The organism is Pseudomonas sp. ADAK21, from assembly GCF_012935735.1.
GTDB lineage: Bacteria > Pseudomonadota > Gammaproteobacteria > Pseudomonadales > Pseudomonadaceae > Aquipseudomonas > Aquipseudomonas proteolytica.
In genome coordinates, this window is the sequence record NZ_CP052857.1 from 4,931,593 (window position 1) to 4,944,228 (window position 12,636).

Annotated in this window: 13 protein-coding genes; 9 read left to right on the top strand and 4 right to left on the bottom strand. The window is 62.6% G+C overall.

Annotated elements, in window-relative coordinates; translation table 11 throughout:
* The first annotated feature begins 1 nt into the window (after window position 1).
* From narJ to HKK57_RS22385, 9 genes are all read left to right on the top strand, one after another.
* Window positions 2–757 carry a nitrate reductase molybdenum cofactor assembly chaperone gene (gene narJ / locus HKK57_RS22345; protein ID WP_029291318.1) on the top strand — a complete coding sequence of 252 codons (756 nt, stop codon included), beginning with the start codon at window positions 2–4 and terminating at the stop codon, window positions 755–757.
* Window positions 750–1,427, top strand: coding sequence for a respiratory nitrate reductase subunit gamma (narI, locus tag HKK57_RS22350; protein WP_169390791.1), 678 nt, complete (start codon window positions 750–752; stop codon window positions 1,425–1,427). Before narJ ends, narI begins: the two co-directional genes overlap by 8 nt.
* Window positions 1,428–1,437: 10 nt before the next feature.
* A complete protein-coding gene (locus HKK57_RS22355; RefSeq protein ID WP_070994251.1) occupies window positions 1,438–2,334 on the top strand; it encodes a peptidylprolyl isomerase in 897 nt (298 codons plus the stop codon).
* Window position 2,335: 1 nt separating this feature from the next.
* Window positions 2,336–3,322, top strand: coding sequence for a GTP 3',8-cyclase MoaA (gene moaA / locus HKK57_RS22360; protein WP_029291325.1), 987 nt, complete (start codon window positions 2,336–2,338; stop codon window positions 3,320–3,322).
* A gap of 133 nt (window positions 3,323–3,455) precedes the next feature.
* Window positions 3,456–4,508: a PDDEXK nuclease domain-containing protein gene (locus HKK57_RS22365; protein WP_169391237.1), complete on the top strand. Its 1,053-nt coding sequence runs from the start codon at window positions 3,456–3,458 to the stop codon at window positions 4,506–4,508.
* Window positions 4,509–4,604: 96 nt separating this feature from the next.
* The gene (locus tag HKK57_RS22370) at window positions 4,605–6,605 is read left to right on the top strand and encodes a ribonucleoside triphosphate reductase (protein ID WP_029291329.1); all 2,001 of its coding nucleotides are present in this window, start codon (window positions 4,605–4,607) and stop codon (window positions 6,603–6,605) included.
* A gap of 137 nt (window positions 6,606–6,742) precedes the next feature.
* Complete coding sequence (gene nrdD / locus HKK57_RS22375) at window positions 6,743–6,898, top strand: anaerobic ribonucleoside-triphosphate reductase (protein ID WP_029291331.1); 156 nt, start codon at window positions 6,743–6,745, stop codon at window positions 6,896–6,898.
* Window positions 6,895–7,590 carry an anaerobic ribonucleoside-triphosphate reductase activating protein gene (locus HKK57_RS22380; RefSeq protein ID WP_133715711.1) on the top strand — a complete coding sequence of 232 codons (696 nt, stop codon included), beginning with the start codon at window positions 6,895–6,897 and terminating at the stop codon, window positions 7,588–7,590. Before nrdD ends, HKK57_RS22380 begins: the two co-directional genes overlap by 4 nt.
* A 99-nt stretch (window positions 7,591–7,689) precedes the next feature.
* Entirely contained in the window at window positions 7,690–9,309 is a 1,620-nt protein-coding gene (locus HKK57_RS22385) for a methyl-accepting chemotaxis protein (RefSeq protein WP_070994254.1), read from the top strand.
* Between the two features lie 201 nt (window positions 9,310–9,510).
* Here HKK57_RS22385 and HKK57_RS22390 read toward each other — a convergent pair whose 3' ends face one another.
* The 4 genes from HKK57_RS22390 to HKK57_RS22405 are packed head-to-tail and all read right to left on the bottom strand — an operon-like array spanning window position 9,511 to window position 12,583.
* Complete coding sequence (locus tag HKK57_RS22390) at window positions 9,511–10,836, bottom strand: 4Fe-4S binding protein (protein WP_169391238.1); 1,326 nt, start codon at window positions 10,834–10,836, stop codon at window positions 9,511–9,513.
* 32 nt (window positions 10,837–10,868) lie between these two features.
* Window positions 10,869–11,711 (bottom strand): FTR1 family iron permease, encoded by an 843-nt coding sequence (locus HKK57_RS22395; RefSeq protein ID WP_070994255.1) that lies wholly within the window; start codon window positions 11,709–11,711, stop codon window positions 10,869–10,871.
* 17 nt (window positions 11,712–11,728) lie between these two features.
* Window positions 11,729–12,052 (bottom strand): cupredoxin domain-containing protein, encoded by a 324-nt coding sequence (locus HKK57_RS22400; protein WP_029291342.1) that lies wholly within the window; start codon window positions 12,050–12,052, stop codon window positions 11,729–11,731.
* Complete coding sequence (locus HKK57_RS22405; protein ID WP_029291344.1) at window positions 12,053–12,583, bottom strand: iron transporter; 531 nt, start codon at window positions 12,581–12,583, stop codon at window positions 12,053–12,055.
* Window positions 12,584–12,636: the final 53 nt, after the last annotated feature.

The window sequence follows — 12,636 nt, forward strand, 5'->3', positions numbered from 1 at the left end:
CATGCGCATTCTTAAAGTGATCTCGTTGCTGCTGGACTATCCCACCGAAACCCTGGTGAACGGCCGCGATGAACTGGAGCAGGCGATTCTCGAATCGCGGGAAATCAGCCCCAAGCAGCGTGGTGCGTTGTTCGAGCTGTTGGAGCTGATCTGCAGCAATGACCTGATGGATGGCCAGGAGCACTACGGTGCACTGTTTGGCCGCGGTCGCTCGCTGTCGCTGCTGTTGTTTGAACACGTGCATGGCGAGTCGCGCGATCGCGGCCAGGCCATGGTCGACATGATGGCCCAGTACCAGGAGGCCGGGTTCGCCATCGGCGTCAAGGAGCTGCCGGACTACATCCCGTTGTACCTGGAGTTTCTGTCCACCCGCGAAGACATCGAGGCCCGCGAGGGCCTGGCGGATGTGGCGCACCTGCTGGCCTTGCTGGCGGCGCGCCTGGACGAGCGCGAAAGCGCCTATGCCAGTTGCTTCCGTGCGCTGTTGCAGATCAGCGGCGCCGAGCCGCACCAGGCGATTGCCGAGTTGCGTGCCCAGGTTGCCGCCGAAGTGCGCGACGACTCCCTCGAAGCCCTGGACAAGGTCTGGGAAGAGGAGGCCGTGGACTTCATGCAGGCCGAGCAGCAGGACCGTTGCAGCGCCATGCCCAGCGCGCCGGGCAAGGCCCGCGAAGAAAGTGCGGTGCCGTTGCACTGGGTGGATTTTCAGCACGAAGGGCTGGCCGCCGTGCCAGCCAAGGAGGTGGGTAATGTCTAAGTGGAATTTGCTGGTATTTGGCGTGTATCCGTATGTCGCCCTGGCCATCTGCCTGTTAGGCAGTTGGGCGCGGTTTGACCTGTCGCAGTACACCTGGAAGGCCGGCTCCAGCCAGATGCTCAATAACCGTGGCATGCGTGTGGCGAGCAACTTCTTCCATATCGGCGTGCTGTTCGTGCTGGCCGGGCATTTTGTCGGCCTGCTGACGCCGGCGTCGATCTACCACCATGTGATCAGTACCGAAAACAAGCAGCTGCTGGCGATGGTCTCCGGTGGTTTCTTCGGCCTGCTGTGCCTGGTGGGCCTGGTGATGCTGGTCAATCGTCGCCTCACTGATCCACGGGTACGGGCCACATCAAGCCCATCGGACATCCTGATCTTGCTGGTGTTGCTGGCGCAGCTGGTCTTGGGTTTGCTGACTATCGTTGCGTCGACCGGGCATATGGACGGTTCGGTGATGGTGATGCTCGCGGACTGGGCGCAGAACGTGGTGTTGCTGCGGCCGGTGGAAGCAGCGGCGGCGATTGCCCCGGTGAGCCTGATCTACAAGGCGCACGTGGCGCTGGGCCTGACCCTGTTTGTACTGTTCCCGTTTACCCGTCTGGTGCACATGGTCAGTGCGCCGATCTGGTACCTGGGCCGTCGTTATCAAATCGTGCGGCAGAAGTGAGGAGAACGTCATGACTACAGGATGCGGATGTGGTGGCGGCAGCGGCGGTGGTGGTTGCAGCTCTTCGGCCAAAGAGCCGGAAGTGGTGGTGGCCGTCGAGCCTCAACTGATCGCCAGCAGCGAACAGGAATGGCCGATTGTCAGCGTCAACGGGGTGCAGATTGCCCCCGAGGCGATGGCTCAGGAACTGCAATATCACCCGGCTGAGAGTCGCGAGGAGGCGGTGTTCCTCGCCGCCCGCGCCTTGGTGATCCGTGAGCTGCTACAGCAGCGGATTCGTGAGCTGGGAGTGTTGCTGGAAGTTGGCGCCGGCGAGAACGAAGAAGAGGCAGCGACCCGCCTGTTGCTGGAGCGTGAAGTCAAGGTGCCGGACTGCGACGAGGCCACCTGTGTGCGCTACTTCGAAAGCAACCGCGGGCGCTTTCACAGCGCGCCGTTGCTCGCGGTACGGCACATTTTGCTGGAGTGTGCGCCGGACGACGCCGAGGCGCGGCATGTCGCGCATTCCCAGGCCGAGGTGTTGTTGTTGAGCCTGCAAGAGTCGCCGGCCAGCTTTGCCGACCTGGCCTTGAAATACTCGGCGTGTCCGTCCAAGGCCCAGGGCGGTTCGTTGGGGCAGGTGAGCAAAGGCCAGACCGTGCCAGAGTTGGAGCGCCAATTGTTTACCCTGGCCCCGGGCCTGGCCAGCAAACCCCTGGAAAGCCGCTACGGCTGGCATGTGATCTGCGTCGATCAGCGCATCGAAGGCCAGCCGCTGCCCTACGAGGCAGTCGCCACGGCGATTCGCACCCAGTTGCAGCAAGGGGTGTGGCAGAAGGCACTGGTGCAATACCTGCAAACCCTGATTGGCGCGGCCGATGTACGTGGCATCGCGCTGCAGGGCGCCGACTCGCCGTTGGTGCAGTGACATGAGCCTGGTGGATGGTGTGGGCCGTTCCATTGACTACCTGCGGTTGTCGGTGACTGATCGTTGTGATTTTCGCTGTGTGTATTGCATGGCAAAAAACATGACCTTCCTGCCGCGCCAGCAGGTGTTGACCCTGGAGGAGCTGCAACGGCTGGCGACGGTGTTCGTCAGCCAGGGTGTGCGCAAGATCCGCCTGACCGGGGGCGAGCCGCTGATCCGTCCGGGCATTGTCGAGCTGTGCCGCCACATCGCCGCGTTGCCCGGCTTGCGCGAACTGGTCATGACCAGTAACGGCTCGCAACTGGGCCGCTTGGCGCGGCCGCTGGTGGAGGCTGGGGTCAAACGCATGAATATCAGCCTCGACAGCCTCGACCCCGAACGTTTTCGCGCGATCACCCGCAACGGCGACTTGCGCCAGGTGCTGGACGGCATCGAGGCCGCTCGGGATGCCGGGTTCGAGCGGGTCAAGCTCAACTGCGTGGTGATGAAGGGTCGCAACTTTGATGAAGTGCCGGCGCTGGTGCAGTACGCCATCGACCAGGGCATCGATATCAGCTTTATCGAAGAGATGCCGTTGGGGGATGTGGGGCGTTCGCGGGGCGAATCCTTTTGCTCCAGCGAGCAGGTGCGTGCATTGATCAGCGAGCACCACGCTTTGCTCGACAGCACCGAAAACAGCGGCGGCCCGGCACGCTACGTGCGCCTGGCCAGGCACGCGCAGACGCGCATCGGCTTTATCTCGCCCAACTCCCACAACTTCTGCGCCAGCTGCAACCGGGTACGGATGACGGTGGAAGGGCAGTTGCTGCTGTGCCTGGGGCAGGACAACGCGGTGGATTTTCGTGCGTTGCTGCGCCGCTATCCGTTGGATGACCGGCCGTTGGTGGAAGCGTTGCACAAGGCGTTGCGGGGTAAACCACTGCGCCATGACTTTACCGGGGAGGGCGAGGTGCAGGTGGTGCGGTTTATGAACATGAGTGGGGGGTGAGGAGGTGCTGGAACCCTGTCGCATAGTAGTTCCCGTTGTTTTGTATCAAGGGCATTCCGCTGGCCCGCGTGGCGTTTTTCCGTCGTTACCATTGCTGGTTTCTACAACGGGCAATATCGACAAGGAACCCGGAATGAATCGATCCGCTGAAGGCCTCACTACACCTCCTGAGGGATATGGCGACTGGTTGAAGGAGCTGAAAAACCGTATTCACTCTGCCCAGCAGCGTGCATCGCTGGCAGTAAACCGTGAGCTTGTGCTGCTGTACTGGCAGATTGGCCAGGACATCTTGACCCGCCAGGCGCAGCAAGGGTGGGGAGCAAAAGTCATTGAGCGCCTGGCGCAGGATTTGCGTTCAGCTTTTCCTGATATGAAAGGTTTTTCGCCGCGCAACCTCAAGTACATGCGCGCATTTGCCGAGGCTTGGCCTGATGTTCAGTTTGTGCAACAGGCTGCTGCACAATTGCCGTGGGGTCATAATTTGGTCCTGCTCGATAAACTGCCCGGCCCCGAAACCCGCCGCTGGTACGCCGCCCAAGCCATTGAGCACAACTGGTCACGCAACATTCTGGTCATGCAGATCGAGACCCGTTTGCTGGAGCGCAGTGGCAATGCTGTCAGCAACTTCGAAACCCTGCTGCCCAAGCCCCAGTCGGACTTGGCCCGCGAGTCACTGAAAGATCCCTATCGTTTCGATTTTCTGGGGCTGACCCTGGACGCGCAGGAGCGTGAGATCGAAAGCGCTCTGATCAGGCATGTCACCGACTTTTTGCTGGAGTTGGGGGCAGGCTTTGCTTTTGTCGGCAAGCAGGTCCTGCTGGATGTGGGCGGCGAGGAGTTCTTCATTGACCTGCTGTTTTATCACCTGAAACTGCGCTGTTACGTCGCTATTGAGCTCAAGGCCGGCAAGTTCAAGCCAGAGCATCTGGGGCAGTTGGGTTTTTACCTCGCAGCGGTGGACGCCCAACTCAAGCACCCGCAAGACAGCCCCACCATTGGTTTGCTGCTGTGCAAAAGCAAAAACAAGATAGTGGCTGAATATGCTTTGCGTGACAGCGCTCGACCCATCGGGGTGGCGGAGTACCAGTTGGTCGGCGCCCTCCCGGCAGAACTCCAAACCAGCTTACCCAGCATCGAACAGATTGAACGTGAACTGGCCCGTGACGATACCTCTGCGCAAACTTGACCCTGATCAATTGCAACCCACCTTTCACTGCGTACCATCACTGCATCTTGTGTCTATACGAACTATTAAATCTATATGTAGTGTTTTGGAGCCCCCATGCAGATCACCTCAAGCCCGCTGGTCAGTACCCGCCTACACAAGCGCGATGGCACCCTCGTAGCCTTTGACGCCGAGAAAATCCGTCAGGCGATGATCGCCGCGGGTAACGCCACCGGTGAGTATCAGGACGCCGAAGTCGATCTGTTGTTAGGGGCGGTGCTCGCCCGACTACGCGGGATTACCCGCCTGGATGTGGAGCAGATCCAGGACAGTGTCGAGCGGGTGTTGATGGACGCCGGGTACTTTTTGGCGATGCGTGCCTATATCGTCTATCGCGAGCAGCACGGGCGCCTGCGCCGGGATCGCAAGACCCTGGTGGAAGTCGCCACCTCGATGAACGAGTACCTCGACCGTGAAGACTGGCGTGTGCAGGCCAACGCCAACCAGGGTTACTCCCTGGGTGGGCTGGTGCTCAACGTGTCGGGCAAGGTCACCGCCAATTACTGGCTGGACGAGGTCTATAGCCAGGAGATCGGCCAGGCCCATCGCGAGGCGGACTTGCATATCCATGACCTGGACATGCTCGCCGGCTACTGCGCCGGCTGGTCCCTGCGCACGCTGCTGCACGAAGGCCTCAATGGCGTGCCCGGCCGCGTCGAAGCCGGGCCGCCCAAGCACCTGGGCAGTGCCTTGGGGCAGATGGTCAACTTCCTCGGCACCCTGCAGAACGAGTGGGCCGGTGCCCAGGCTTTCAGCTCGTTCGACACCTACCTGGCGCCCTTTGTGCGCAAGGACCAACTGACGTTCCCCGAGATTCGCCAGGCGGTGCAGGAGTTTATCTACAACCTCAACGTGCCCTCGCGCTGGGGCACACAAACGCCGTTTACCAACCTGACATTCGACTGGGTCTGCCCGGAAGACCTGCGCGAGCAGATCCCGATTATCGGCGGTGAAGAAATGCCATTTGCCTACGGTGACCTGCAAGCGGAGATGGAGCTGATCAACCGCGCCTATATCGAAGTGATGCAGGCCGGCGACGCCAAGGGCCGGGTGTTCACCTTCCCGATCCCCACCTACAACATCACCCATGACTTCCCGTGGGACAGCGAAAACGCCGACCGCCTGTTCGAGATGACCGCGCGCTACGGCCTGCCGTACTTCCAGAACTTCCTCAACTCCGATATGCAGCCCAACCAGGTGCGCTCGATGTGCTGCCGCTTGCAGCTGGATGTGCGCGAGTTGCTCAAGCGTGGCGGCGGGTTGTTCGGTTCGGCGGAGCAGACCGGCTCATTGGGGGTGGTGACGATCAACTGCGCCCGCCTGGGTTACCTGTTCAAGGGCGACACCAGCGGCCTGCTGCAACGCCTGGACCACCTAATGGAACTGGCGATGGAGAGCCTGGAGGTCAAGCGCAAGGTGATCCAGCACCATATGGACGCCGGCCTGTACCCCTACACCAAGCGCTACCTGGGGACCTTGCGCAATCACTTCTCAACCATCGGCCTGAATGGCATGCACGAGATGCTGCGCAATTTCACTGGCGACGAGGAGGGCACCCATACCGCCCGCGGGCGCGAGTTTGCGCTGCAGGTGCTGGACCATGTGCGCGCCACGTTGCTGCGCTTTCAGGAAGACACCGGCCACCTCTACAACCTGGAGGCCACGCCGGCCGAAGGCACCACCTACCGGTTTGCCAAGGAAGACCTCAAGCGTTTCCCCGCGATCCTCCAGGCCGGCAGCCTTGGCGCGCCGTATTACACCAACTCTTCGCAGTTGCCAGTGGGCTTCACCGAAGACCCGTTCGAAGCCCTGGAGCTGCAAGACGAACTGCAATGCAAATACACCGGCGGCACCGTGCTGCACCTGTATATGGCCGAGCAGATTTCCTCGGCCCAGGCCTGCAAGCAGCTGGTGCGCAAGGCCCTGGGGCGCTTCCGCCTGCCGTACCTGACGGTGACGCCGACGTTCTCCATCTGCCCGGTGCACGGCTACCTGGCGGGCGAACATGAATTCTGCCCCAAGTGCGACGAGGTCCTGGCCCTTAACGCCACCTTGTAGGAGCGAGCTTGCTCGCGAAGCACTCAAGTACACCGCGTTTAACCAGGCAGCACGCGTGATCGTTGACGTTCTTCGCGAGCAAGCTCGCTCCTACAGAGCAAGGTGCTAACCGTTTTCCAACCCCAAGGAGATTCACCATGCAAACCACCCAGCCACAACGCCAACGCTGTGAAGTCTGGACCCGTGTCATGGGCTACCACCGACCGGTTTCGGCCTTTAACCCCGGCAAACAATCGGAGCACCGTGAGCGCGCGCACTTTACCGAAAGTGCGGCGGCGGCCGGGCGCCAATGAGTCGAGCACTACGGGTCGGGGGCCTCGTGCCCCTGACCACCCTCGACTACCCCGGCATGCTCGCCTGCGTGCTGTTTTGCCAGGGCTGTGCCTGGCGTTGTCGATATTGCCATAACCCGGACCTGATCCCCCCTCGCGGTAGCGATGAGGTGGATTGGCGCCGGGTTTTGCTGTTTCTGCAACGGCGCCAGGACCTGCTGGATGCCGTGGTGTTCAGCGGTGGTGAACCGACCCTGCAGGAAGGCCTGCCGGCAGCCATGGACGAAGTGCGCAAAATGGGCTTTCGCATCGGCCTGCACAGTGCCGGGATCAAGCCTGCGGCGTTCGCCAATGCCCTGGCCCATGCCGATTGGGTTGGCTTTGACGTCAAGTCCCTGGCCGAGGACTGCCAGTTGATCACCCAGGTCAAGGGCAGCGGCACCGCCAATTGGCGCAGCCTCGACCTGCTGCTGCACAGCGATGTGGACTACGAATGCCGCACCACCGTGCATTGGCACCTGATCGACCCGCAGCGCCTGCTGCTGCTGGCCCAGCGTTTGCAAGAGCGGGGAGTCAAGCGCTTCGCCGTACAGCTGGTGCGCACCGCGCGCATGCTCGATGAGCAATTGCCGAGCGTTTCGGCACAGGCCTTGCTGCCTGAACTATGGGAGAAAATGCGGGCACTGTTCCCGGCATTTGTTTTACGGGGTTGATCCCTTCGCGGAGCCCTTTCAAGCGTGGCGATTGAACTCCCACCGGATTATCAAAGATGCTGCCCCCTGGGGGCAGGTATTCATCAGGGAGCTTATGACATGACTCGACTAACCACCGCCCGCCGCATCGCGATCGGCTTTGCCATCGCCCCCTTGGCCCTGGCGGGCATGGCGCTCTACGCCTTGCACGACCTGGGCACCCTCAAGGAACAATCGGAACTGATCGTGCAGCAGGACTGGCCGAAAATCGCGCCGATCATGGTGATTGCCACCGGTGTGCGCGACAACGGCCGTAATACCCGCGACTTGCTGATCGATGAGGACAACCAGGCCGCACAACAGGCCATTGGTACCACCCGCCAACGCATTACCGATGCCTTCACCCAACTGGAGCCGCTGTTCAACACACCTGCGGGCCAGGCGGCCTATGCCGACCTGAAGCAGCGGCGCGAAGCCTATGTGGGCGCCTTTACCCAGGTGCAGGCACTTATCCGCCAGGGCGCCCATGCCGAGGGTGTGGCGCAGCTCAAGCAGAATGTGCAACCCGCCGAGCAGGCCGTATTCAAGAGCCTGGAGGCGATGATGGCCTTGCAGGGGCAGATCTTTACCGAGCGCGAGCGCGCGGCGCAGACCCTGTACAGCGAGGCGCGGCGCAACATGCTGGGGCTGTTCCTGCTGTGCGTGGCCCTGGTGGTGGCGGCGGGGGTGATTGTCACCCGCAGCGTGACCCGGCCCCTGGGCGGCGAGCCCGACGAGGCCGCGCGGGTATTGAGCCAGATTGCCCAGGGCGACCTGACTACCGAAGTGCCAACGGCGGGCAGCGCCGACGGCAGCGTGATGAAAAACATGCAACAGATGCAGGACAACCTCAATGAAATGGTGCGCCAGATCGCCACGTCGGTGGACCGCGTGGCCAGTTCTTCCGAGGAGTTGAGCGCGGTCAGCAGCCAGACCAGCAGCAGCTTGCAACTGCAAGGCATGGAGATCGAACAGGCCGCCACGGCGGTCAATGAGATGACGGCGGCGGTAGATGAAGTGGCGCGCAATGCAGTGAGCACCAGTGAAGCCTCACGGTTATCGGCGCAGACGGCCCAACTGGGGCGCGATCAGGTGCAAGAAACCGTCGCGTCCATCAACACCCTGGCAGAGGGCGTCAGTGGCACCTCGGTGCGCATCCAGCAACTGGCCGGGCGGGTGCAGGACATCAGCGGCGTGCTGGAGGTGATCCGCAGTATTGCCGACCAGACCAACCTGCTGGCCCTCAACGCCGCCATCGAGGCGGCACGGGCCGGGGATGCCGGGCGCGGGTTTGCCGTGGTGGCCGATGAGGTGCGGGCCCTGGCCCATCGCACCCAGGCCTCGACCCAGGAGATCGAGCAGATGATCGGCAACATCCGCCTGGACACCGAACAAGCTGTGACCGCGATGCAGGGCAGCAGTGATTTGGTACGGGCTACCTTGAGCGTGGCCGAGCGTTCGGGCCAGGCCCTGGAAGCGATTACCCAGTCGATCTCGCAGATCAACGAACGCAACCTGATGATCGCCAGCGCCACCGAAGAGCAAGCATTGGTGGCGCGGGAGGTGGACCGCAATCTGGTGGGGATTCGCAATCTGTCGGAGCAAGTCTTGCTCGGCGCACGGCATACCGATACGGCCGGCCATGAACTGGCGCAAATGGCTGGGGAACTGCACCTGACGGTTGCCAGGTTCCGCGTCTAACCGCGCAAGACGGGCCATTGTGGCGAGCGGGCTTGCTGTGGCGAGCGGGCTTGCCCCGCGCTGGGCTGCGCAGCAGCCCTAAATCCAGACGCTACGGAGCATCTGATACACCGTATCCGGCTCAGTTGGGGCTGCTACGCAGCCCAGCGCGGGGCAAGCCCGCTCGCCACAATAAGCCCGCTCACTGCGACAAGCCGGCTCCTAGAGATTCCAACCCCAGAACTGTAGCCACCAGCCGTACCCCACCAGCCCATTGCCCACTAGCAGGCATGTCCAGGCGGCGCACTGTCGTGCCAGTGGCGTGTCGGCCAGCTGTTTCCACCCCAGCCATAAACACCAGCCCATCGCCCCAACCAGCAGCGCGCCGCGTGCCGGCTGTACCCAGTCGAGCAACAACCCTTCATAACGCAACAACTTGACGGTGGTTGCCGACAGCCCCAGGAACAGTCCTGCACCGCCAAGGGGCGTGAAGGTCAGCGCCAGGGCCCAATACCGTGCACGCTCACCGCTCAGTCGTGCGGCGAGGTGCACCAGCCCCATCAATGCGCCGCCGATCAGCAGGCTGCTGGCACCCAGGTACGCAACGATACAAAACCCATCCAACCAGCTGAAGCTGTCGTTGGCCTGGGGGTAATGGGTCAACAGCCACCAGGGCGCGTTGTCCTGCAACGGCCACAACCAGTCGTGCTCCACCAACCATTGCGCCAGGGCTTGCTTGAACGTGATGAACCACGGGCTGACGGTCCACTGGAAGGCGCCCATCGCCAGGCCGATCACGCCAAACAACAACAAGCGCGTATCCCAGGCCAAGGCGGGTTTGCGTGGGGCCTGGAGGATTTCGCTATTGCACGAGCGCGCAATCAACTGCACCGCGCCGCGTTGCCCACTGCAGCGGCCACAGGCGTGGCAATCGCTGGCACCTTGCAAGCGGCGGATGTCCAGCAGCGGCGCGCAGTTGGGCAGGGGCAGCCGTGGGCCGTCGTTGGCTTTCCAACGCTGTTCATCAACCTGGAAATGCACGGGCGCCAGGCGCGCGAGCAGGGCGAATACACCGCTGACCGGGCACAGGTAGCGGCACCACACCCGTTTGCCGCGCACAAACAGCAGCCCCACCAGCACGGCGGCGACGGTCGAGCCGCCGAGGATCAGCAGGGCCGCCTGGGCGTAGTCGTACACACTGATCAATTGCCCGTAGAGGGTGGTCAGGCAGAAACCCACGGTGGGCCAACCGCCCCAGCGGATCCACCCCGGAATGCCCAGGCCGCGCCCATGGCGGCTGGCCCATTCGCTCAACGAGCCTTCAGGGCAGAGCACGCCGCACCACACGCGGCCGAACACGACGATGGACAGCACCACGAACGGCCACCACACGCCCCAGAACAGGAACTGTGCCAGTAGCGTCAGGTTATCCAACAAACGCGCCTGGCTGGCGGGCAGCGGCAGCAGCGCGGGTACCACCAGCAATCCCGCGTAGAACAGCACCACCGCCCATTGCATACCGCGAATCAGCCGCGCGTGGCGGCGCATGCCATCCCCCAGGCGTTGCAGCCAGGGGGTGTTCACAGCGCTGCTCGCCGGGTGCGATACAGCCCTTGGCCCACCAGCAACCAATAGCCGGCCAGCACCAGCAGGGTGACCGTGCTGGGCGTTGCGCGGTACCCGGCAAAGCCGGCGAGCACTGCGCCCAGGCCGTGGCTGTCACTGAGCAGGGCGCTGCTGTCCCACCAGGCTTCGCCCACCAGGGTGTAGACCCAATCGGGCATGTCCATCGCCAACAGTTGCCCGCCGATGCGTTCTGCGGCAGCGACCAGCAAGGAGGCCGCCAAAAGCAGCAACAGCACCTCACTGAGGGCGAAAAAACGCGACCACGAAATCAACCGCTGCGTGCTGCGCAGCAGCATGACTGTCAACCCGGCCAACACCAGGCCCAGCCCCCCGCCAATGGCGAACAGGCCCAATGCCGGGCCATGCAGTTGGGCGCCGGCGCCATACAGGAACACCACGGTCTCGCTGCCTTCGCGGCTGACTGCCAATAACGCCAGCAACAACACACCGAGGCCGCCCTGGCGCGCCGCGCGCTGCTCGGCGTCCCGTAACAGTGTGTGCTTGAGGCCCGGCCCGTGGCGGTGCATCCAGAACACCATCTGCACCATCAACAGGCTTGCCACCAGGGTCATGCCGGCCTGGAACCATTCACCGCTGGGCCCGCTCATGGCTTCACCGGCCCACAGCATCAAGCCCGCCAACCCGGCGGAACACAGCAGCCCCAGGAGCACTCCGGCCCACAGGAAACGCCCCAGGCGCGAGGCCTCGGATTGTTGGCTGATCCAGGCCTGGAGGATGCCGATCACCAGCAACGCCTCGACGCTTTCGCGCCAGACGATAAACATCGATTGATTCATCAAATGCTCCTGGGCCGTTATTCGGCGAGGATGCTGCCCTCGGGCAACTGTGGGTTGAATTCGTCGAAAAACCCATAAGTGCCCGGTTTGAGCGGGTGGATCACCACAAAGGTGGTCACCCCAGGCGACAGCACTTTCTCTACGCGCAGCGGCGTGCTCTCGAACTCGGCCGGGCCTTGGCCGATGTTTTTCAACACGATCTTGAAGCGCTGGCCGGCCGGCACCTTGAGCTGCGCCGGGTTGAAGTGGCCGTCCTGCAGCGTCAATTCATAGGTCGGCAAAGGTGCTGCCAGGGCCGCACCAGCGGCCAGCAGGGCGCACAGGGCGAGGGCGCGGCGCATTCAGTAGCCGCCTTTCTTGCCAATACCCGCGTAGACGAATTCGTAGTGCACTTCGCAGCGCTCGAACCACGGCGCGACCCCGGTTTCTTTGTCGGTATGCCGGCCCAGTGAGCCGTGGCCGCTGGGTGGCATCACGGTGAAAGTCAGCTGGTACTTGCCAGGACCCAGCAGCTTGACGTTATCGCCGTAGTGCGGCCCGTCGTTGGCCACCATGGCGTGGAACTCACCGATGATCGGGCTGGCTGCACCTTGCTTCTGCAGACGGAACGAGACGTTGAGGTAAGGCACGAAACTGCCTTCCTGGAAGCCCTGTTGATTGTCGGCAGTGGCGCGGATATCGGCCTCCAGATGCACATCCGAATCGGCGGTGGCGCGCATCATGCCTGGTGGCGCCATCTCGATCGGTTGCAGATAGACCGCACCGACTTCCAGGCCGGGGCACATTTGTGGCTCGCCGATCGGGTATTCCTTGGCGACGGCCGCGCCAGTCGACAACAGCAAGGCCAGTGACAGCGTGAAGGGGATACGCATGGGGGCTTCCTGACAGGGCAAAAGAGAGTCCGAGTCTAGAAAGCTTTGCTGTA

What these genes read in the sequence shown, in the direction of transcription:
- narJ (WP_029291318.1), top strand. Translation starts at nt 2, where the DNA reads ATGCGCATTCTTAAAGTGATCTCGTTGCTGCTGGACTATCCCACCGAA.
- narI (WP_169390791.1), top strand. Translation starts at nt 750, where the DNA reads ATGTCTAAGTGGAATTTGCTGGTATTTGGCGTGTATCCGTATGTCGCC.
- HKK57_RS22355 (WP_070994251.1), top strand. Translation starts at nt 1,438, where the DNA reads ATGACTACAGGATGCGGATGTGGTGGCGGCAGCGGCGGTGGTGGTTGC.
- moaA (WP_029291325.1), top strand. Translation starts at nt 2,336, where the DNA reads ATGAGCCTGGTGGATGGTGTGGGCCGTTCCATTGACTACCTGCGGTTG.
- HKK57_RS22365 (WP_169391237.1), top strand. Translation starts at nt 3,456, where the DNA reads ATGAATCGATCCGCTGAAGGCCTCACTACACCTCCTGAGGGATATGGC.
- HKK57_RS22370 (WP_029291329.1), top strand. Translation starts at nt 4,605, where the DNA reads ATGCAGATCACCTCAAGCCCGCTGGTCAGTACCCGCCTACACAAGCGC.
- nrdD (WP_029291331.1), top strand. Translation starts at nt 6,743, where the DNA reads ATGCAAACCACCCAGCCACAACGCCAACGCTGTGAAGTCTGGACCCGT.
- HKK57_RS22380 (WP_133715711.1), top strand. Translation starts at nt 6,895, where the DNA reads ATGAGTCGAGCACTACGGGTCGGGGGCCTCGTGCCCCTGACCACCCTC.
- HKK57_RS22385 (WP_070994254.1), top strand. Translation starts at nt 7,690, where the DNA reads ATGACTCGACTAACCACCGCCCGCCGCATCGCGATCGGCTTTGCCATC.
- HKK57_RS22390 (WP_169391238.1), bottom strand. Translation starts at nt 10,836, where the DNA reads ATGCGCCGCCACGCGCGGCTGATTCGCGGTATGCAATGGGCGGTGGTG.
- HKK57_RS22395 (WP_070994255.1), bottom strand. Translation starts at nt 11,711, where the DNA reads ATGAATCAATCGATGTTTATCGTCTGGCGCGAAAGCGTCGAGGCGTTG.
- HKK57_RS22400 (WP_029291342.1), bottom strand. Translation starts at nt 12,052, where the DNA reads ATGCGCCGCGCCCTCGCCCTGTGCGCCCTGCTGGCCGCTGGTGCGGCC.
- HKK57_RS22405 (WP_029291344.1), bottom strand. Translation starts at nt 12,583, where the DNA reads ATGCGTATCCCCTTCACGCTGTCACTGGCCTTGCTGTTGTCGACTGGC.